Consider the following 20,092-nt stretch of genomic DNA (forward strand, 5'->3'; position numbering starts at 1 on the left):
TTAAAACAAAAAAGGAAGCATGCTATGGTTGATTATTCAAAAATACATGAAGTAATTGCGGAAACAAATGAAGGGATTCTCTTGGCTGAGTATCAACCAGAGTATCGTACGGATAGAGAATATCAGACAGAGGCTGATTTAGAAAATCAGTTAATTTCTGATTTGGTGAATCATCTCAACTATGAACGCTTAAATATTCATACACCTGAAGAGCTCTTAGCAAATGCAAAGGTGCAAATAGAAAAACTCAATAAGGTGACTTTTACGAATGCTGAGTGGGATCGCTTTGTAGTAGAGTATCTGGATTGTCCCAATGAAGGATTAGTTGAAAAAACTCGAAAAATCCAAGAGAATTATATCTATGATTTTGTCTTTGATGATGGACGAATTAAAAATATTTTCATCCTTGATAAGAAAAACATTCATAACAACAGCATGCAGGTCATCAACCAAGTGACCCAAGTGGGTAGCCATACCAACCGTTATGATGTCACGATTTTAGTGAATGGTCTTCCATTAGTTCAGATTGAATTAAAGAGACGAGGAGTTCGTCTGCAAGAAGCCTTTAATCAGCTTCACCGTTATAGTAAGGAAAGTTTCAATAGCGAGAATTCTTTGTATAAGTATATTCAGATTTTTGTTATTTCCAATGGGACTTATACACGTTACTTTGCAAATACGACTGCTCAAAATAAAAATCACTATGAGTTCACCTGTGAATGGGCAGACCGCAAAAATAAAACAATTCATGACCTGGAAGACTTTGCTGTTACCTTTTTGAGCAAACGAGTTCTTTTAGAAGTTTTAACTAAGTATTGTGTCTTTGATGCTGATAATACCTTACTCATCATGCGCCCATATCAGATAGCTGCAACAGAGAGTATTTTACGAAAAATTCATTCCACAAATGAAATGAAGAATTTCGGTACGATTAATGCTTGTGGCTATATCTGGCATACGACGGGTTCTGGGAAAACTTTGACCAGCTTTAAGACCGCTCGTTTAGCAACAGAGTTGGACTACATTGACAAAGTGATATTCGTCGTTGATAGAAAAGACCTTGACTATCAGACCATGAAGGAGTATCAAAAATTCCAGCCAAATTCAGTCAATGGTAGTAACAATACAAAAGAACTCCAACGAAGTATCGAAGAAAATGATGGTAAAATCGTTGTTACAACTATTCAGAAGTTAAATAAATTTATAACAGCAAATCCAAATCATGAAATCTACAGTAAGAAATGTGTCTTGATTTTTGACGAGTGCCATCGCTCCCAGTTTGGAAAGGCGCAAAAGCGTATCAAAAAAGCTTTTAAACAGTATGCTTTATTTGGATTTACAGGTACTCCGATTTTCCCAGAAAATAGCTTAACAGGAGAAACAACACAAGAGGTTTTTGGAGAGCAACTTCATAACTACGTTATAACAGATGCTATTCGAGATAAAAAAGTGTTGAAGTTCAAAGTCGACTATAACTATATCAAGCCTGAAATAAACAAGTATAGAGAAGCTGAAAAAGCAGTTGGTCAAGAGATTGATGAGAAGAAACTCAAAAAGATGGAGAAGGAGCTCCTATTGCATCCAGAACGGATAGCAACCATTACAGAGTACCTGTTGAGAGTTTATAATGACAAGACGCATCGGAGTAAATATTACACTCATAAACAAAAAAAGATGCAAGGTTTTAATGCTATGTTGGCTGTACAAAGTATTGAAGCAGCAAAACTATACTACGAAGAACTCCAGCAGCAACAGGCAACTCTACCAGAAGTTAAGCGTTTGAAGGTCGCTACTATCTTTAGCTTTGCGCCTAACGAAGAACAGTCAGCTTATGGAGAGATTCAAGATGAAGAGCTAGACCCTCAAGATACAGCCATGTCTCTTTCATCTAAAGAGTTTCTTTCTAAAGCAATCTATGACTATAATCAAATGTTCAAGACCAACTTTTCGACTGATGGGAAAGAGTTTCAAAATTATTATCGAGACCTTTCAAAACGAGTTAAGTCTAAGGAAGTGGATTTACTGATTGTAGTGGGAATGTTCTTGACGGGATTTGATGCTCCAACGATGAATACTCTCTTTGTCGATAAAAATCTTCGTTATCATGGATTAATTCAGGCATTCTCTAGAACTAATCGAATTTTTAACGAGGTCAAACCTTTTGGAAATATCGTTTGTTTCCGTGATTTAGAAAAGGCTACTCAAGAAGCTATTAGAACCTTTGGAGATACCAATAAGCTTGATATTATCTTAGAAAAAAGTTTTAGCGAATACATGGATGGTTTCATTGACCAAGTAACAGGTATTGAGGTCAAAGGCTATACAGCAGTCTGTCAGGAAATTTTGGAAAGATTCCCGAATCCGCAAGAAATTGAAGCAGAACATGAGAAAAAAGAGTTTGTTAAGTTGTTTGGCGAGTTGTTGAAGCTTGATAATGTTCTTCGAAATTATGACGAATTCCAAGAAATCGACAAACCTATTTCTGAAGGTTATCTTCAGGATTTAAGAAGCGCCTATGTGGAAATTCGAGATGAATTTTTGAACCTTAAAAACTATGAAAAGACCAAAGATTTAGAGGTTGACCTTTCAGATGTTGAATTTGAAATTGAACTCTTAAAAACAGATGAGATCAACCTAGACTATATTCTGGCATTGATTGTTGAAAAATCTAAGAATTCTGAGTCTAAAGAAGTAATGAAAGCAGAAGTTAGTCGTGTGATTCGTTCTAGTATCGATATTCGTGCCAAAGAAGAGTTGGTTATTGGATTTATCAATGACACCGATTTGCAAAAATTGAAAGACCATGATGGGATTATCCATGCTTTCTACGAATATGGCAAGGAGCGCAAGAAAATCGCGATTCAAGACCTAGCTGAGGCTGAGAAACTTGTAGATGACTATCAATTGTTTATCGACAAATCAATTCAACGAGGTTATGCTGAAAATAGTGGGACTGATTTGGATTCGATTATTCCACCAACTTCTCGTAGACAGGGAGCGCGTGAACGGAAAAAACAAGAAGTTTTACGTAAGATTCAGTTGTTAGTAGAGACTTATTCAGGTATTTAAGGGGTTATCGACCACGATTTATTAGAAAAATCCGGCTCTACAAAAAATACTATTTATCCGCTCATATTCTGCTCACATTCCGCTCATTTTTAAGATACAACTTTGTTTCCATATTTCCTGGAAACGGATAGAAAACAAGGAGAAAGATGGAACAAACTAATCAAAAATCTCAGTGCCAGCAACTCTGGGCTAGAAACAAATACCTCGTTTTGAGCAATTCCAGCAATATTTACAATGAGATTCGCCAGTATCTCAAGAATGAAGTGGTGGAGGTCAACCATGTTCAAAAACTGATTGACCGTGCCTGTCAAATCCCAGAACACAGAGGTCAGGTTTGCAATGCCTTTCAGCATATTTGGGGCTATTTTAAAAAGAAAGCGACTGATGCTGAGCGCAAAGACTATATGCTCTTGCTGGATCGCTACCGCTTTGGTCAGGCTTCTAAGGAAGACTTGATTTCTAAGACTCGAGAGTTGCTGGAACGCTATCCCAATACCTACTTGCAACATTCGACTTTACTGAAAGGAGACTCCCATGAGACTTTGGCATGAGGATTTGATTTCACAACTTCCTCGTCCTCAGCTCCTAGGGCAACACCGAGAGTGCTGCGCCCTGCGTGGCAATGGTTGGGGCAAAAAACATGCGACTGTGGACTATGTCTTTACTCACTCGCCCTATCATCTCTATGCTTATCATCGCTTGATCATGAAGGAGATGGCTGACCGTGGCTACAATGTCAGTCCAGAATGGCTGGACAAGAACTACCGTGGCAAGATCTGTCACCCTTATCAAGACTTGCCTGAGGAAAAGTTGGGGACTCCCATCTATAGTGAGCATGATTCAGCCTACTACGAGGAGTGTCTGGCTAATCTCCGTGAGAAAGGCATTGAGTTGGTGTAAGAGTCAGGAATAGCTCCACATTATAACTCTTCTCATAATTTTTTCGAATAATAAAAATGAGACCTTTAGAATGATTCTAAGGTCTTCTTTTTATGAGTGTTGGGATTTACTTTTAATAACTTTTGAGTTATAATTTAAAAAAGCCAAGCGTGAACTGAAGGGCTTAAAAGAAAGAGGGTTAAGTGATGAAGAATAGTGCCATTGGGAGTAACTGGAAAGATGTCCGAACAGAACTCTTTAGCAAGGAAGAAATTCTTGAAAGTGATATGCGAGTGGCTATTATGAGTGAGTTGATTGAGGCTAGACATGAGCAAGGTATCAGTCAGAAAAAGCTAGAGGAACTCAGTGGGGTAAGCCAGCCTGTCATAGCTAGGATGGAGACAGGAAAGACTAGTCCTCAGTTGGATACGGTCTTGAAAGTCTTAGCCAGTTTAGGAAAGACACTAGCAGTCGTCCCACTTGAACAGGAAAAAGGTTGATAGGGATGAAATAACTTGGTTTGCTAAAAGCATCCACAGGGGAATTTTACCTCCCGTCCGCACTTTTTCAGGGAAATATCAAAAATACCAAAGGAAAATCAACCTATAGTCTTTTCTAATAACAAGCCATAGTCACTGATGAGAATCGTCAATAGCTCGTTTGAGCATTCCAACTAAAATACAGCCACCAAACAAGCTATACAAAGGATTTGAGACGCTGGTCTCAAGTCTTTTTCTTTTGACCAAAAGAGTGATATAGTTTCAAACTATATCAAAGCCTAATTATTTACAATTATACAGACAGTTTCTTTTCTGTTAAGATAGTTTCAACAACAAATTTTGGAGGACACATCATGTCAACTACGATCATCGGTTTCCCTCGTTTGGGCGAATTCCGCGAATTGAAATTTACAACTGAAAAATACTTTAGAAAAGAAATCTCAGAAGAAGAACTACTTGCAGCCGCAAAAGAATTGCGTGCAAAACACTGGAACATTGTCAAAGAAAAAGGCATCACTGAAATCCCATCAAATGATTTTTCTCACTATGACAACTTCCTTGATGCAGCTTTCCTCTTCAACGTGGTACCTGCTTCAGTTCAAAATTTGGACTTGTCTGACCTTGAGCGCTACTTTGCTTTGGGACGTGGTTACCAAGGAGAAAAAGGAGACGTGCGTGCCCTTCCGATGAAGAAATGGTTCAACACCAACTACCACTACATCGTGCCTAAATTTGAAAAAGACACTCAAGTTAAATTGGCTGGTCACAAGATCTTTGATGAGTTCCAAGAAGCCAAAGAACTTGGTCTCAACACTCGTCCTGTTCTTGTAGGTCCATTCACTTTCCTTCAATTATCAGACTTTGAAGACGGCGTGAAAGCAGAAAACTTTGTAGATAGCTTAGTGGCTGCATACCAAGAAGTTTTTGCTAAATTGGCTGAACTTGGTGCGACTCGCATCCAGTTGGACGAAGCGGCTCTTGTCAAAGATTTGACAGCTGAAGAAAAAGCTCTCTTCTTGAACCTCTACAACAAACTCTTGGCTGACAAGAAAGGTCTTGAAGTCTTGCTTCAAACATACTTCGGTGACGTTCGTGACGTTTATGCTGACCTTGTAAACTTGCCAGTTGATGCCATTGGTTTGGACTTCGTTGAAGGTAAGAAAACTCTTGAACTCGTTAAAGGTGGTTTCCCAGCAGACAAGACTCTTTATGCAGGTATCGTCAATGGTAAAAACATCTGGCGCAACAACTATGAAAAGAGCTTGGCTGTTCTTGAGCAAATCCCAGCTGAAAACATCGTATTGACAAGCTCATGCTCACTTCTTCATGTGCCATTTACAACTGCTAACGAAGAATTTGAACCAGCTATCTTGAACCACTTTGCCTTTGCAGTTGAAAAATTAGAAGAACTTCGTGATTTGGATGCTATCCGCAACGGTCAAGGGGATCAAGCTCTTGCAGCTAATAAAGAACTCTTTGCGACTGAGCGTGTGGGTGAAAATACAGAACTTCGTGCGCGCATCGCTGGCTTGACTGACGCAGACTACACTCGTTTGCCAGCCTTTGCAGAACGTGAAGCAATTCAAGAAGAAGCCTTTAAACTTCCAGCTCTTCCAACAACAACTATCGGTTCATTCCCTCAAACTAAGGAAGTTCGTGCTAAACGTTTGGCCTTCCGTAAGGGTGAATTGTCACAAGAAGAATACGACGCTTTCCTTGCTGAAACCATCGACGAATGGATTAAATGGCAAGAAGAAGTTGGATTTGACGTGCTTGTACACGGTGAGTTCGAGCGTAACGACATGGTTGAGTACTTCGGTCAAAACTTGTCAGGTTACCTCTTCTCTAAGAATGGTTGGGTACAATCTTACGGTATGCGTGGGGTGAAACCACCAATCATCTGGGGTGATGTAACTCGTCTTAACCCTATCACTGTCAAATGGTCTAGCTACGCACAAAGCCGTACTGACAAACCTGTTAAAGGTATGTTGACAGGACCAGTTACCATCCTTAACTGGTCATTCCCACGTGAAGACATCTCTATCAAGGACTCAACTCTTCAAATCGCCCTTGCTATTAAGGATGAAGTTCTTGACCTTGAAGCTGCAGGTGTGAAAATCATCCAAATCGACGAGGCTGCTCTTCGTGAGAAATTGCCACTCCGTCGTAGCGACTGGTACGAAGACTACCTTGACTGGGCTATTCCAGCCTTCCGCTTGGTACACTCTACAGTAGCGCCAGACACACAAATCCACACCCACATGTGTTACTCAGAATTTACAGATATCATCCCAGCTATCGACAACATGGATGCGGACGTTATTTCCTTTGAAGCAAGCCGTTCAAACCTTGAAATCTTGGACGAGCTCAAAGCGAAAAACTTCCAAACAGAAGTGGGACCTGGGGTTTACGATATCCACTCACCTCGTGTGCCAAATGAAGGCGAAATCGACCACACAATCGATGCTATTCTTGCCAAAGTACCAAGCAAGAAAGTTTGGATCAACCCTGACTGTGGTTTGAAAACACGCGGTATTCCAGAAACAAAAGAAAGCTTGATCCGCCTTGTCGAAGCAGCAAAAGCTGCGCGTGAGAAATTGTAAGATAAGATTTCTCTCTTGACCCTGACTGATCAAGGAAGTGCTTGGCCTAGCTGGCTCAGCAATCATGAAATCAAAAAGAAAAGGATAATGACTATGTCACGCCAAACGCCGTCACTTTCATTTGAAGTGTTCCCTCCAAACCCAGCTGTGGGTAATGATAAAATTATTTCAGCCTTGCAGGATATGCGGGAGCTGACACCGCACTTTATCAGTGTGACTGCCAGCAATAATAAATTTAATATCAAGGAAACAACGGTTCGTTTGGCAGACTTTATCCAGAATGACTTGGCGATTCCAACCATTGCCCACTTGCCAGCCATCTATTTGGCAAAGGAAAAAGTTGCAGAGACACTTGCGGACTTGGACAAGGTTGGTGTGCGAAAAATCTTGGCTTTACGTGGGGATATTATCCCTGATGTGGAACCGCAAAAGGATTTCCGCTACGCAACGGATTTGATCGAGTTCATCAAGGAACAAGCCCCTCACTTTGATATTGTTGGCGCTTGCTATCCAGAGGGGCACCCAGACTCACCAAACCAGATATTGGATATTCAAAATCTCAAGAAGAAAGTGGATGCAGGCTGTTCAAGCCTCGTAACGCAACTTTTCTTTGACAATGAGCGCTTCTATGATTTCCAAGATAAGTGTACCTTGGCAGGGATTGATGTTCCCATTCATGCGGGGATCATGCCTATTCTTAACCGTAATCAAGCGCTTCGTCTCTTGAAGACTTGTGAGAATATCCATCTTCCACGTAAATTTAAGGCCATCTTAGACAAGTATGAGCATGACCCTGAGTCGCTCAGAGCAGCAGGACTTGCCTATGCCGTGGATCAGATCGTGGACTTGGTGACTCAGGATGTCGCAGGTGTGCATCTCTACACCATGAACAATGCTGAAACAGCAAAATACATCCACCAAGCAACCCATGCCTTGTTTAATCATCAGTCTTTAGGATAATAAAAAGCAAACCATTCTTCTCAGGTGAGGGGAATGGTTCCTTTTTAATAGAAAAGCCCGCACTTTTTAAGAAAAATATGATAAAATAGACTCTGTACGTACTTGATACAAAGATGAGGGTATAAACAGATTCTTAGCTATTCAAATCTGCTATGCTATAAAAGATACAAATGCTAAAGAATAATATTTTTAAACTTTTCAAGGTATTTAGGTAGTTGAACACGGGCTAAATCCCTAGTGAAAAAGATAGATTTCCTGGTGTGCATCGCACACTGCGTCAATCTCCTATTTTCATACGGGATTCTTTGCGCCCTTTGTATCCTGATTTTTGTAGGCAAGGCGTATAATTTCAATTTCATCAATCCAAAGGGGATTAAAATGACTAAACAAGTGTTTCAAACGACTTTTGCGGGTCGTGAGTTAATCGTAGAGACTGGTCAGGTTGCTAAGCAAGCAAATGGCTCGGTTGTTGTTCGTTACGGTGAGTCAACTGTCTTGATTGCTGCCGTGATGTCTAAGAAGATGGCAACTGGGGATTTCTTCCCTCTTCAAGTCAACTACGAAGAAAAAATGTATGCGGCTGGGAAGTTTCCTGGTGGCTTTATGAAACGTGAAGGACGTCCTTCAACAGATGCGACTTTGACAGCGCGTTTGATTGACCGTCCGATCCGTCCTATGTTTGCGGAAGGTTTCCGTAACGAAGTACAAGTAATCAATACAGTGCTTTCATACGATGAGAATGCGTCTGCTCCAATGGCGGCTATGTTTGGTTCATCCTTGGCACTTTCTATCTCAGATATTCCGTTTGACGGACCTATTGCTGGGGTACAAGTGGGCTATGTCGACGGCCAAATCATCATCAACCCTAGTCAAGAACAAGCAGAGCGTTCGCTTCTTGAATTGACAGTAGCTGGGACCAAACACGCTATCAACATGGTTGAGTCTGGTGCCAAAGAATTGTCAGAAGAAATCATGTTGGAAGCTCTTCTCAAAGGGCATGAAGCAGTCAAAGAATTGATTGCCTTCCAAGAAGAAATCGTTGCTGCTGTCGGTAAGGAAAAAGCAGAAGTGGAATTGCTTCATGTGGATGCGGACTTGCAAGCTGAAATCATTGCAGCTTACAACAGCGACCTCCAAAAAGCGGTTCAAGTAGAAGAAAAATTGGCTCGTGAAGCTGCAACTCAAGCAGTTAAAGACCAAGTGACTGCTGTTTATGAAGAAAAATATGCAGATCACGAAGAATTTGACCGTATCATGCGTGATGTGGCTGAAATCTTGGAACAAATGGAACACGCTGAAGTGCGCCGTTTGATCACAGAAGATAAGGTGCGTCCTGATGGTCGTAAGGTTGATGAAATCCGTCCTTTGGATGCGGTTGTTGACTTCTTACCTCGTGTGCACGGTTCAGGTCTCTTTACTCGTGGCCAAACTCAAGCCCTTTCAGTCCTGACCTTGGCTCCGATGGGAGAAACTCAAATCATCGATGGTTTGGACCCAGAGTACAAGAAACGCTTTATGCACCACTATAACTTCCCTCAATACTCTGTAGGGGAAACAGGTCGTTACGGAGCCCCTGGTCGTCGTGAAATTGGTCACGGTGCTCTTGGTGAGCGTGCCCTTGCTCAAGTCTTGCCAAGTTTGGAAGAATTCCCATACGCGATTCGCTTGGTAGCTGAAGTATTAGAATCAAACGGTTCTTCATCTCAAGCCTCTATCTGTGCGGGAACTCTTGCCCTTATGGCTGGTGGTGTGCCAATCAAGGCGCCAGTAGCAGGGATTGCTATGGGTCTTATCTCAGATGGAAATAACTATACAGTATTGACAGATATCCAAGGTTTGGAAGACCACTTTGGAGACATGGACTTCAAGGTTGCCGGTACTCGTGACGGGATTACAGCCCTTCAAATGGATATCAAAATTCAAGGGATTACAGCAGAAATCTTGACTGAGGCTCTTGCTCAAGCCAAGAAAGCTCGTTTTGAAATCCTTGATGTGATTGAAGCAACAATCCCAGAAGTTCGTCCAGAATTGGCTCCAACTGCACCGAAAATTGATACCATCAAGATTGATGTGGACAAAATCAAGATTGTCATCGGTAAGGGTGGCGAAACTATTGACAAGATTATCGCTGAAACAGGCGTTAAGATTGATATTGATGAAGAAGGTAATGTATCTATCTACTCAAGCGACCAAGATGCCATTAACCGTACCAAAGAAATCATTGCTGGTTTGGTTCGTGAAGCCAAAGTGGATGAAGTTCACCATGCTAAGGTTGTTCGTATCGAGAAATTTGGTGCCTTTGTCAACCTCTTTGATAAGACAGATGCACTTGTGCACATTTCTGAAATGGCTTGGACTCGTACGAACAATGTAGAAGATTTGGTAGCCATTGGTGATGAAGTAGATGTTAAGGTCATCAAGATTGATGAAAAAGGACGTGTTGATGCTTCTATGAAGGCTCTTCTTCCTCGTCCACCAAAACCAGAACACGATGAAAAAGGTGAAAAGTCTGAACGTCCTCACCGTCCACGTCATCACAAGGACCACAAACCTAAGAAAGAATTTACGCACAAACCAAAAGACTCAGAATAAGAAAAGGAGAAATGTATGGGATGGTGGCGCGAAACCATTGATATTGTAAAAGAAAATGATCCAGCGGCGCGCACCACTTTGGAGGTTCTACTGACTTATCCAGGTGTCAAGGCCTTAGCGGCTCACCGTCTCTCGCATTTTCTCTGGAAGCACGGCTTCAAACTCCTGGCTCGGATGCACAGTCAGTTTTGGCGCTTTTGGACCCAAATCGAGATTCATCCGGGTGCCCAGATTGACTCAGGTGTTTTTATCGACCATGGTTCAGGTCTGGTGATTGGAGAGACGGCGATTGTTGAAAAAGGCGTTCTTCTCTATCACGGAGTGACTCTCGGTGGGACAGGGAAAGACTGTGGCAAACGCCATCCGACTGTGCGTAAAGGAGCTCTCATATCGGCCCATGCCCAAGTTATCGGGCCAGTAGAAATCGGTGAAAATGCCAAAGTCGGTGCAGCAGCAGTTGTCGTGGCAGATGTACCTAGTGATGTAACAGTTGTCGGTATTCCGGCTAAGATCGTCCGCGTTCATGGACAGAAGGATGAGCCTATCATCCACGAAGTCGAAGAAAAACGAGAGTACTACGTCAATAAACTCGAGCAGGCTAAAGAAGCCAGTCACAGATCGTCGGGGTTGTAGAGGATACCTATATGATTCAAGCAAGAAATAAGTTGAGCCAAGAAGAGTTATTTGAAGCGAAAAAACTAATTGACTGTTGCCAAGCCTATGATGGAACTTATCGTGATCCCTATCTTTCTAACATGCTTAATTTTGACCCAAACATGCCCGCCTTTTTCCTTTATTATGAAAAAGGCGAACTTGTTGGTCTATTAACTGTCTATGCTGATGACCAAGATGTGGAAGTGACGATACTGGTTCATCCAAATCATCGCCGTCAGGGAATTGCGCGTGCTTTGTTTACGAGTTTTGAGAAAGAAACGGCTTCTTTCCCTATTCGTTCAGTTACTTTTCAGACAGAACGTATTTTTCTAGAGCGTCATCCTGATTTTGTCAGCAACTGGGGATTGGTCGAGGATGAAGATACAGAAACCTGGTTAGGTAAGGATAGAAGACCTTATCCGTTAACAAAACTTTCCAATCTTGAAGTTTTGTTAGCAGATAGTTCATATCAGGAGCAAATTAGCCAGTTAAAATTTCAGGCATTTTCAGAGGAGCATGAATTGAGAGAAGTTGTGGATAGATATGTCGCCGAAGCTCTGAAGGATCCAGAAAGTCGTCTATATATTTTATTAAAAGACGGTCAGGTTATTGGAACTTGTACGGTAGATTTATCGACTAATACAAATTACCTCTATGGTTTGGTAATATCGGAACCTGAACGTGGAAAAGGCTATGGAAGCTACTTCGTAAAATCTCTTATCAACCAACTGATTGAGCAAAATGATAAGGAATTTCAGATTGCAGTAGAGGACAGCAACGTAGGTGCCAAGCGCTTGTATGAAAAAATCGGCTTTGTCAAACAGACACAGGTAGTTTATCTGAATGAGAAAGAGTAGAAAAATGCTATTAGAAGAATTCGAAAATGTACCTGCTGTTATCGAACCAACTGATCGAAGTATTCGTGGTGGTGGAGAAATCTGTGACACGATTATTTTATCTTTTAATGGAGAAATCGTTGAACGAGTAAAGCAGTTTGAAGATATTTACGAAGGTGGCTATCTAACCAATCTAAATGGCAGACTTCCATGGTATATCTATGAAAAAGATGGGAGAAAGGTAGCAGTTGCTATAGCTACGATTGGAGCCCCAATGGTTGTAGGTCTCTTAGAAGAACTCAAAGCAAGAGGATTTAAGAACTTTATTGTTTTGGGTTCTTGCGGAGTTCTAGATCAGTCTATTCAGGCAGATAAGATTATCCTACCAAGTTCAGCTCTACGTGATGAAGGTACAAGTTACCATTACGCTCCTCCAAGTGATGAGATAGCTTATGATGAAACTTTGCTCTTAACTATGGAAGGAGCCTTGAACAAATCTTGCATCGAGCATATCCGCACCAAGTCTTGGACGACTGATGCCTTTTATCGGGAAACGCCTGATAAGATCAAGCGTCGCTTGGCTGCCGGTGCCCAAGTGGTGGACATGGAAGCTTCAGCTATCATGGCTTGGAGCCAATTTCGCAAGACCAAGGTCTATCAATTCTTCTACACAGCTGACTATGTGGATCATCATAACCGAACCTGGGATGCCCGCCATGAAGATCGGACAGCTGATGCCATGACTTTTTTCACTATCGCTTTGACAATAGCAAAGGAACTAGAAAGGTAACTACAAGAATGGCAGTATATTTTTACGGCTGTATCACCATGGATGGCTACTTGGCAGACAGCCAGCACAGGATAGACTGGCTGCATCAGCTTGGTTCTGTAGAGGATACAGGCTATGATGATTTTTACAGGCAAATGGATATCACCATCATGGGCAAGCGGACCTTTGAGGAAATCCAAGATTTGCAAGATGTAGAAAGTTTTTATCAAGCTACGGAAAACTATGTCTTTACGCATGATAGGCACCTGCCTGTTAGCAATTACCAGCCAGTAGCTGGGGATGTGGTGGACTTTGTTCGCCAGATTGACAAAGGCAAAAATGTCTTTGTGATTGGTGGTAATTCCTTGGTAGGACCGCTCTTGGATGCGGATCTTTTCGACCACCTCATTATTCAGATAGCACCCCTTATCCTAGGAAAGGGGGTTCCCCTCTTTACCCAAGAGGAAGGGCAGCGCTTTTACCAACTGGATAGCCTCAGACAATTTGGCCCTTTTGCAGAGCTGGTTTTCAGCCGAAAAAATCAGAAATAGAGAAGGGAGTGGACCGCATGATTAAAATTTACGACACCATGACCCGCAGCCTACGTGAATTTGTGCCCATTGAAGAGGGCAAGGTTCGCATGTATGTCTGCGGTCCGACGGTTTATAACTATATCCATGTCGGCAATGCCCGCTCAACAGTAGCTTTTGACACGGTTCGTCGCTATTTTGAGTATCGGGGATTTGAGGTCAACTATATTTCCAATTTTACAGATGTGGATGATAAAATTATCAATCGGGCTAAGGAAGAAGGCATCACACCTCAGGAGGTCGCGGATAAGTATATTGCTGCCTTTCGTGAGGATGTATCAGCTCTGGGTGTCAAACCTGCGACTCGCCATCCGCGTGTAGTAGAGTTTATGGCTGATATCATTCGTTTTGTCGCTGACTTGATTGAAAAAGGTTTTGCCTATGAGAGCCAAGGTGATGTCTACTTCCGTGTGGAAAAATCCCACAACTATGCTAAGTTAGCCAATAAAACCTTGGAAGATTTGGAGCTGGGTGCTTCAGGTCGTACAGATGAAGAAACGGCACGTAAGGAAAATCCTGTGGACTTTGCCCTCTGGAAAGCTGCCAAGCCAGGCGAGATTTCTTGGGATAGTCCTTGGGGACCTGGTCGTCCGGGCTGGCATATCGAATGTTCGGTCATGTCAACAGAGATTTTGGGCGATACCATTGATATCCACGGCGGTGGAGCTGATCTAGAGTTTCCACATCATACCAACGAAATTGCCCAGTCAGAGGCCAAAACAGGCAAGACATTTGCCAATTACTGGATGCACAATGGCTTTGTCAATATCGACAACGTCAAGATGTCCAAGTCCTTGGGAAACTTTATCACTGTTCATGATGCCCTCAAAACCATCGATGGCCAAGTGCTTCGTTTCTTCTTTGCAACACAACACTACCGCAAGCCCATCAACTTTACGGAAAAGGCAGTTCGCGATGCCGAGACCAATCTCAAGTATCTAAAAAATACTTACGAGCAACCATTTACCGGAAATGTAGATGCTCAAGAGTTACGAGACTTTAAAGATAAGTTTGTAGCCGCTATGGATGAGGATTTCAACTCTGCCAACGGTATCACAGTTGTCTTTGAAATGGCCAAATGGATCAACTCAGGTAACTATGATGCAGCTGTCAAGGAAGCTCTTGCGGCCGTGTTAGAGGTCTTTGGTATTGTCTTTGTTGAGGAAGATTTGGATGCAGAGATTGAAGCTTTGATTCAAAAACGCCAAGAAGCGCGTGCCAATCGTGACTTTGCGACAGCAGACCAAATCCGTGACCAACTGGCTGCTCAAGGGATTAAACTACTGGATACAAAAGATGGAGTGAGGTGGACACGTGATTGATGTCAATCTCATTAATGGGATTGCGCTAGCTTTTGAGGGGGATGCGGTTTATTCCATGTATATTCGCCGCCACCTCATCCTTAAAGGCATGACCAAGCCCAATAAACTTCACCAAGAGGCGACCAAGTATGTTTCAGCCAAGGCTCAGGCTCGCTTGATTGCCCTTATGTTGGAGGAGCAAGTCCTGACGGAAAAAGAAGAAGAAATCTACAAACGTGGTCGCAATACCAATAGTCACACAAAGGCTAAAAATGCTGATGTGGTGACCTACCGCATGTCTACTGGCTTTGAGGCGGTGATGGGGTATCTCCATCTGACTGAAAATCTGGAGCGGCTAGAGACCTTAATTTCTTGGTGTATCCAAAAAGTGGAGGAGTAGAAATGCTTGCTAAAGAACTACAAGACTGGTTTCCTGAAGCTCAGATTTCAGATCAGCCAGTAGAGAAACCAGGCTATCTAACTCTCCCTTTAGCCTCTCAGCAGTGGATTTTACTGGAGGAAGCTGGGCTCAGCGAGCGTGAAAAGCAGCTGGTTGCCCTTTTGACCCAGCAGGAGCAGGCTCGTTCGCTCGATCCTTGGTATCCCTATCTGATTGAGGGGAAGGGGCAGGCACCGCAAGCTTTCAAAAAGATTCAATTGGTTTATTGTCATCTTTCTTATTTCCAACAGGAAAATCTGGCCTCTTGGCTAGACATGATGCGGACTCTTTTTCCCAACTGCCAGACAGTGCTACAGGTCGGGGCTCAGGATTATGTATTTGTTCTTCAACAAGATAAGTACAGCTCTGTACGAGCTATTTTAAGTGATACGATTGAAGCAGTGGAGTATGACTTTGGTCTTCGTCTGTCTATCATGTTAGGACAGGTTTGGTCACAGGCTGGGTATCAGGCTCTGTCAGATTTAATCCAAGCAGAGCGAGACTTGTTTAAGACTTGGTGGCGTCAGGGTCACCAAGGTGTTCATACCTTTTCACAACTCTATCTTTGGAGTATGGGAGAAAGGAGCGTGGACTTGAAGGTAATCAAGGAATGCCTGCACCAGATGATTTTGGATCAGGATCAGATTCAGGAAATCATTCTCTCTCTTTGGGAAAATAGTGCCGTTCTCACTAAAACAGCCCAACAACTCTACCTGCACCGCAATTCTCTCCAATACAAGATTGATAGATGGGAAGAATTGACAGGGCTACAGTTGAAGGAATTGACCGACCTGACCTTGTGTTATCAGTTGATTTTACCAGATATTCTCTAAAGTTTTGTGCAAGTTGCACAGAACTTTTTTATTTTTTTGGTCACCTTGCCATAGAAAAGTAAAACGTTTTCATCTATAATAAAACTATCAAAATACAAAAGGAGTTCACCTCGATGGTAGAATTAAATCTTAAAAACATTTACAAAAAATATCCAAACAGCGAACACTACTCAGTTGAAGACTTCAACTTGGATATCAAAGACAAAGAATTTATCGTTTTCGTAGGTCCTTCAGGATGTGGTAAATCAACAACTCTTCGTATGATTGCTGGTCTTGAAGACATTACAGAAGGTACTGCATCTATCGATGGCGTGGTTGTCAACGACGTAGCTCCAAAAGACCGTGACATCGCCATGGTATTCCAAAACTACGCTCTTTACCCACACATGACTGTATATGACAACATGGCTTTCGGTTTGAAATTGCGCAAATACAGCAAAGAAGACATCGACAAACGTGTGCAAGAAGCGGCAGCAATCCTTGGTTTGAAAGAATTCTTGGATCGTAAACCTGCTGACCTTTCAGGTGGTCAACGTCAACGTGTTGCCATGGGTCGTGCTATCGTCCGTGATGCAAAAGTGTTCTTGATGGACGAACCTTTGTCAAACTTGGATGCCAAACTTCGTGTATCCATGCGTGCTGAAATTGCGAAAATCCACCGTCGTATCGGAGCTACAACTATTTACGTAACTCACGACCAAACAGAAGCGATGACACTTGCAGACCGTATCGTTATCATGTCAGCAACTAAGAACCCTGCTGGTACAGGTACTATCGGACGTGTAGAACAAATCGGTACTCCTCAAGAAGTTTACAAAAACCCAGTTAACAAGTTCGTTGCAGGATTTATCGGAAGCCCAGCTATGAACTTCATCAATGTGAAATTGGTTGGTAGCGAAATTGTTTCTGACGGTTTCCGCTTGAAAGTGCCAGAAGGTGCTTTGAAAGTTCTTCGTGACAAAGGCTACGAAGGAAAAGAATTGATCTTCGGTATCCGTCCAGAAGATGTGAATGCAGAACCTGCTTTCCTTGAAACATTCCCAGAATCAGTGGTTAAAGCAACTATCTCTGTATCAGAATTGCTTGGTTCAGAATCTCACCTTTACTGCCAAGTTGGTAAAGACGAATTTGTTGCAAAAGTGGATGCTCGTGACTACTTGCAAACAGGTGCAACAGTTGAACTTGGATTTGACTTGAACAAAGCACACTTCTTCGACGTAGAAACTGAAAAAACAGTCTACTAAGATAAATAAAATAACAAAGCACTGCAGAGTCTCTCTTGCAGTGTTTTTCTTTTAATTGCTTAGGCTAGGCATGAAAACAGGCTTTTCTAGTTTTAATATTCTTAAAAAAGTGATAAAATGGTAGGAAGAATTGGAGAGAATAAATGCCGAAAGAAGTGAATTTGTCGGGCGATGAGGTTGTCGCTTTAACGAGAGAATATTTAACAAAGGAAGACGTTGCTTTTGTACAAAAAGCTTTGATTTACGCAGTTGATTGTCATAGTGGGCAGTTTCGGAAATCAGGTGAGCCCTATATTATCCATCCCATTCAGGTGGCAGGAATTCTGGCTAAGCTCAAGCTGGATGCTGTAACTGTTGCCTGTGGTTTTTTGCATGACGTGGTTGAGGACACAGAGGCGACACTGGATGATTTGGAGCGGGAGTTTGGTCATGATGTTCGGATTATCGTTGATGGGGTGACCAAGCTCGGTAAGGTTGAGTACAAATCAATAGAGGAGCAATTGGCTGAAAATCACCGCAAGATGCTCATGGCCATGTCTGAGGATATCCGTGTTATCTTGGTCAAACTTTCTGACCGCTTGCATAACATGAGAACTCTCAACCACCTACGAAAGGACAAGCAGGAACGCATTTCCAGAGAAACCATGGAAATCTATGCTCCACTTGCTCATCGTCTGGGGATTTCCAGCGTCAAGTGGGAGTTGGAAGACTTGTCCTTCCGCTATCTCAACCCAACTGAGTTTTACAAAATTACTCACATGATGAAGGAAAAACGCAGAGAGCGTGAGGCTTTGGTCGATGAAGTCGTGACAAAGTTAGAGGAATACACTTCCGAACGCAATCTAAAAGGGAAAATCTATGGCCGTCCCAAGCATATCTACTCTATCTATCGCAAGATGCAGGATAAGAAGAAACGCTTTGAGGAAATTTATGACCTGATTGCCATTCGCTGTATCTTAGATACCCAGAGTGATGTTTACGCCATGTTGGGTTATGTGCATGAGCTGTGGAAACCCATGCCAGGTCGCTTCAAAGACTATATCGCTAACCGCAAGGCCAACGGTTACCAGTCTATCCATACGACCGTCTATGGACCAAAAGGGCCGATTGAATTCCAGATTCGTACCAAAGAAATGCACGAAGTTGCTGAGTACGGGGTTGCGGCTCACTGGGCTTATAAGAAAGGAATCAAAGGTCAGGTCAACAGCAAAGAGTCTGCGATTGGAATGAACTGGATCAAGGAGATGATGGAGCTACAAGACCAGGCTGACGATGCCAAGGAATTTGTCGAGTCTGTTAAGGAAGAGTATCTGGCGGAGGAGATTTACGTCTTTACTCCAGATGGTGCAGTTCGTTCCCTTCCAAAAGATTCAGGCCCGATTGATTTTGCCTATGAAATCCATACCAAAGTCGGTGAAAAAGCAACTGGTGCTAAGGTCAATGGCCGTATGGTTCCTCTGACAACCAAGCTCAAAACTGGAGATCAGGTCGAAATTGTAACCAACCCCAACTCTTTTGGCCCGAGTCGTGACTGGCTCAACATGGTTAAGACCAGCAAGGCGCGCAACAAGATTCGTCAGTTCTTTAAAAATCAAGACAAGGAATTGTCTGTTAATAAGGGACGCGAACTGCTGATTAATCAGCTCCAAGAGAATGGCTATGTGGCTAATAAGTATATGGACAAGCGGCACATGGACCAAGTCCTTCAAAAGACTAGCTACAAGACAGAAGATTCCCTCTTTGCTGCTATCGGTTTTGGAGAAATCAGTGCTATTACCGTCTTTAACCGTCTGACTGAAAAGGAACGCCGTGAGGAGGAACGTGCCAAAGCTAGGGCTGAGGCAGAAGAGCTTGTCAAAGGTGGCGAGGTTAAGGTTGAAAACAAAGAAACCCTCAAGGTCAAGCATGAGGGTGGGGTGGTGATTGAAGGCGCCTCAGGTCTCCTCGTTCGGATTGCCAAGTGTTGTAATCCCGTTCCTGGTGATGACATTGTTGGCTATATTACTAAGGGTCGTGGTGTAGCCATTCACCGTGTGGACTGTATGAACCTTCGCGCCCAAGAAAACTACGAGCAACGTCTCCTTGATGTGGAATGGGAAGATCAATTCTCAAGCAAGGAATATATTGCCCACATTGATATCTACGGCCTCAACCGTACAGGTCTCTTAAATGATGTTCTGCAAGTTCTCTCCAACACAACTAAGAATATCTCAACCGTTAATGCCCAACCAACCAAGGATATGAAATTTGCCAATATCCATGTCTCCTTTGGTATTTCCAACCTCTCTACACTGACCACAGTAGTTGATAAGATTAAAAGTGTGCCAGAGGTTTACTCTGTCAAACGGACCAATGGCTAAGATCTAGAAAGGATTTTTATGAAAATCGTCGTTCAACGAGTTAAGAAAGCTCAAGTGAGTATTGAAGGTCAGGTTCAGGGAAAAATCAATCAGGGGCTCTTATTGTTGGTCGGAGTAGGACCAGAGGACCAAGAGGAAGATCTGGACTATGCTGTCCGAAAGCTCGTCAACATGCGAATTTTTTCTGATGCAGAAGGTAAGATGAATCTGTCTGTTAAGGATATTGAGGGCGCAATTCTTTCTATTTCTCAGTTTACCCTTTTTGCGGACACTAAGAAAGGCAATCGTCCCGCCTTTACAGGTGCAGCCAAGCCTGATATGGCAGCTAACTTCTATAACGCTTTCAATCAGAAGCTAGCTCAGGAAGTGCACGTTCAGACAGGCATCTTTGGAGCAGATATGCAGGTTGAGCTGGTCAATGACGGACCAGTCACCATTATCCTTGATACTAAAAATAGATAAG

The 20,092-nt window shown here is 42.6% G+C and carries 17 protein-coding genes; all 17 read left to right on the forward strand.

The window, feature by feature from the left end:
• Positions 1 to 24: 24 nt before the first annotated feature.
• The 17 genes from ACVBD2_RS02555 to dtd all read left to right on the forward strand — a co-directional run bounded on the left by ACVBD2_RS02555 (position 25) and on the right by dtd (position 20,091).
• Positions 25 to 3,069: a type I restriction endonuclease subunit R gene (locus ACVBD2_RS02555; RefSeq protein ID WP_461686035.1), complete on the forward strand. Its 3,045-nt coding sequence runs from the start codon at positions 25 to 27 to the stop codon at positions 3,067 to 3,069.
• Positions 3,070 to 3,215: 146 nt separating this feature from the next.
• Complete coding sequence (locus ACVBD2_RS02560) at positions 3,216 to 3,620, forward strand: YbgA family protein (protein ID WP_049489545.1); 405 nt, start codon at positions 3,216 to 3,218, stop codon at positions 3,618 to 3,620.
• Positions 3,604 to 3,969 carry a TIGR02328 family protein gene (locus tag ACVBD2_RS02565; RefSeq protein ID WP_049489548.1) on the forward strand — a complete coding sequence of 122 codons (366 nt, stop codon included), beginning with the start codon at positions 3,604 to 3,606 and terminating at the stop codon, positions 3,967 to 3,969. The genes ACVBD2_RS02560 and ACVBD2_RS02565 overlap by 17 nt, the downstream gene beginning before the upstream one ends.
• Positions 3,970 to 4,154: 185 nt before the next feature.
• Complete coding sequence (locus ACVBD2_RS02570) at positions 4,155 to 4,448, forward strand: helix-turn-helix domain-containing protein (RefSeq protein ID WP_049489550.1); 294 nt, start codon at positions 4,155 to 4,157, stop codon at positions 4,446 to 4,448.
• Between the two features lie 353 nt (positions 4,449 to 4,801).
• Positions 4,802 to 7,051, forward strand: coding sequence for a 5-methyltetrahydropteroyltriglutamate--homocysteine S-methyltransferase (metE, locus tag ACVBD2_RS02575; RefSeq protein WP_461686036.1), 2,250 nt, complete (start codon positions 4,802 to 4,804; stop codon positions 7,049 to 7,051).
• A gap of 93 nt (positions 7,052 to 7,144) precedes the next feature.
• The gene (gene metF, locus ACVBD2_RS02580) at positions 7,145 to 8,011 is read left to right on the forward strand and encodes a methylenetetrahydrofolate reductase [NAD(P)H] (RefSeq protein WP_223326965.1); all 867 of its coding nucleotides are present in this window, start codon (positions 7,145 to 7,147) and stop codon (positions 8,009 to 8,011) included.
• A gap of 378 nt (positions 8,012 to 8,389) precedes the next feature.
• Positions 8,390 to 10,603 carry a polyribonucleotide nucleotidyltransferase gene (gene pnp, locus ACVBD2_RS02585; protein ID WP_461686037.1) on the forward strand — a complete coding sequence of 738 codons (2,214 nt, stop codon included), beginning with the start codon at positions 8,390 to 8,392 and terminating at the stop codon, positions 10,601 to 10,603.
• 15 nt (positions 10,604 to 10,618) lie between these two features.
• The gene (cysE, locus tag ACVBD2_RS02590; RefSeq protein WP_125416353.1) at positions 10,619 to 11,236 is read left to right on the forward strand and encodes a serine O-acetyltransferase; all 618 of its coding nucleotides are present in this window, start codon (positions 10,619 to 10,621) and stop codon (positions 11,234 to 11,236) included.
• 11 nt (positions 11,237 to 11,247) lie between these two features.
• The gene (locus ACVBD2_RS02595; protein ID WP_125416351.1) at positions 11,248 to 12,114 is read left to right on the forward strand and encodes a GNAT family N-acetyltransferase; all 867 of its coding nucleotides are present in this window, start codon (positions 11,248 to 11,250) and stop codon (positions 12,112 to 12,114) included.
• Positions 12,115 to 12,118: 4 nt separating this feature from the next.
• The gene (locus ACVBD2_RS02600; protein ID WP_125416349.1) at positions 12,119 to 12,883 is read left to right on the forward strand and encodes a nucleoside phosphorylase; all 765 of its coding nucleotides are present in this window, start codon (positions 12,119 to 12,121) and stop codon (positions 12,881 to 12,883) included.
• Positions 12,884 to 12,891: 8 nt separating this feature from the next.
• Positions 12,892 to 13,413, forward strand: a complete 522-nt coding sequence (locus ACVBD2_RS02605; protein WP_272079994.1) for a dihydrofolate reductase family protein — start codon at positions 12,892 to 12,894, stop codon at positions 13,411 to 13,413.
• Between the two features lie 17 nt (positions 13,414 to 13,430).
• Positions 13,431 to 14,774, forward strand: a complete 1,344-nt coding sequence (cysS, locus tag ACVBD2_RS02610; protein WP_461686038.1) for a cysteine--tRNA ligase — start codon at positions 13,431 to 13,433, stop codon at positions 14,772 to 14,774.
• Positions 14,767 to 15,153, forward strand: coding sequence for a Mini-ribonuclease 3 (locus ACVBD2_RS02615; protein ID WP_125416342.1), 387 nt, complete (start codon positions 14,767 to 14,769; stop codon positions 15,151 to 15,153). Before cysS ends, ACVBD2_RS02615 begins: the two co-directional genes overlap by 8 nt.
• A 2-nt stretch (positions 15,154 to 15,155) precedes the next feature.
• Positions 15,156 to 16,025 (forward strand): helix-turn-helix domain-containing protein, encoded by an 870-nt coding sequence (locus ACVBD2_RS02620; protein WP_143989289.1) that lies wholly within the window; start codon positions 15,156 to 15,158, stop codon positions 16,023 to 16,025.
• A gap of 113 nt (positions 16,026 to 16,138) precedes the next feature.
• On the forward strand, positions 16,139 to 17,269 hold the full coding sequence (locus ACVBD2_RS02625; protein ID WP_000229944.1) for an ABC transporter ATP-binding protein: 1,131 nt from the start codon (positions 16,139 to 16,141) through the stop codon (positions 17,267 to 17,269).
• Between the two features lie 143 nt (positions 17,270 to 17,412).
• Entirely contained in the window at positions 17,413 to 19,629 is a 2,217-nt protein-coding gene (locus tag ACVBD2_RS02630) for a RelA/SpoT family protein (RefSeq protein WP_461686039.1), read from the forward strand.
• Positions 19,630 to 19,647: 18 nt separating this feature from the next.
• The gene (gene dtd / locus ACVBD2_RS02635; protein WP_461686040.1) at positions 19,648 to 20,091 is read left to right on the forward strand and encodes a D-aminoacyl-tRNA deacylase; all 444 of its coding nucleotides are present in this window, start codon (positions 19,648 to 19,650) and stop codon (positions 20,089 to 20,091) included.
• Position 20,092: the final 1 nt, after the last annotated feature.

The organism is Streptococcus sp. KHUD_018 (assembly GCF_054861215.1).

Excerpts from the sequence above, each read along its gene's own strand:
- metE (WP_461686036.1), top strand. The coding sequence starts at position 4,802 with ATGTCAACTACGATCATCGGTTTCCCTCGTTTGGGCGAATTCCGCGAA.
- ACVBD2_RS02600 (WP_125416349.1), top strand. The coding sequence starts at position 12,119 with ATGCTATTAGAAGAATTCGAAAATGTACCTGCTGTTATCGAACCAACT.
- ACVBD2_RS02620 (WP_143989289.1), top strand. The coding sequence starts at position 15,156 with ATGCTTGCTAAAGAACTACAAGACTGGTTTCCTGAAGCTCAGATTTCA.
- ACVBD2_RS02560 (WP_049489545.1), top strand. The coding sequence starts at position 3,216 with ATGGAACAAACTAATCAAAAATCTCAGTGCCAGCAACTCTGGGCTAGA.
- ACVBD2_RS02565 (WP_049489548.1), top strand. The coding sequence starts at position 3,604 with ATGAGACTTTGGCATGAGGATTTGATTTCACAACTTCCTCGTCCTCAG.
- ACVBD2_RS02570 (WP_049489550.1), top strand. The coding sequence starts at position 4,155 with ATGAAGAATAGTGCCATTGGGAGTAACTGGAAAGATGTCCGAACAGAA.
- ACVBD2_RS02605 (WP_272079994.1), top strand. The coding sequence starts at position 12,892 with ATGGCAGTATATTTTTACGGCTGTATCACCATGGATGGCTACTTGGCA.
- ACVBD2_RS02625 (WP_000229944.1), top strand. The coding sequence starts at position 16,139 with ATGGTAGAATTAAATCTTAAAAACATTTACAAAAAATATCCAAACAGC.
- ACVBD2_RS02555 (WP_461686035.1), top strand. The coding sequence starts at position 25 with ATGGTTGATTATTCAAAAATACATGAAGTAATTGCGGAAACAAATGAA.
- ACVBD2_RS02630 (WP_461686039.1), top strand. The coding sequence starts at position 17,413 with ATGCCGAAAGAAGTGAATTTGTCGGGCGATGAGGTTGTCGCTTTAACG.
- pnp (WP_461686037.1), top strand. The coding sequence starts at position 8,390 with ATGACTAAACAAGTGTTTCAAACGACTTTTGCGGGTCGTGAGTTAATC.
- cysS (WP_461686038.1), top strand. The coding sequence starts at position 13,431 with ATGATTAAAATTTACGACACCATGACCCGCAGCCTACGTGAATTTGTG.
- dtd (WP_461686040.1), top strand. The coding sequence starts at position 19,648 with ATGAAAATCGTCGTTCAACGAGTTAAGAAAGCTCAAGTGAGTATTGAA.
- metF (WP_223326965.1), top strand. The coding sequence starts at position 7,145 with ATGTCACGCCAAACGCCGTCACTTTCATTTGAAGTGTTCCCTCCAAAC.
- ACVBD2_RS02595 (WP_125416351.1), top strand. The coding sequence starts at position 11,248 with ATGATTCAAGCAAGAAATAAGTTGAGCCAAGAAGAGTTATTTGAAGCG.
- cysE (WP_125416353.1), top strand. The coding sequence starts at position 10,619 with ATGGGATGGTGGCGCGAAACCATTGATATTGTAAAAGAAAATGATCCA.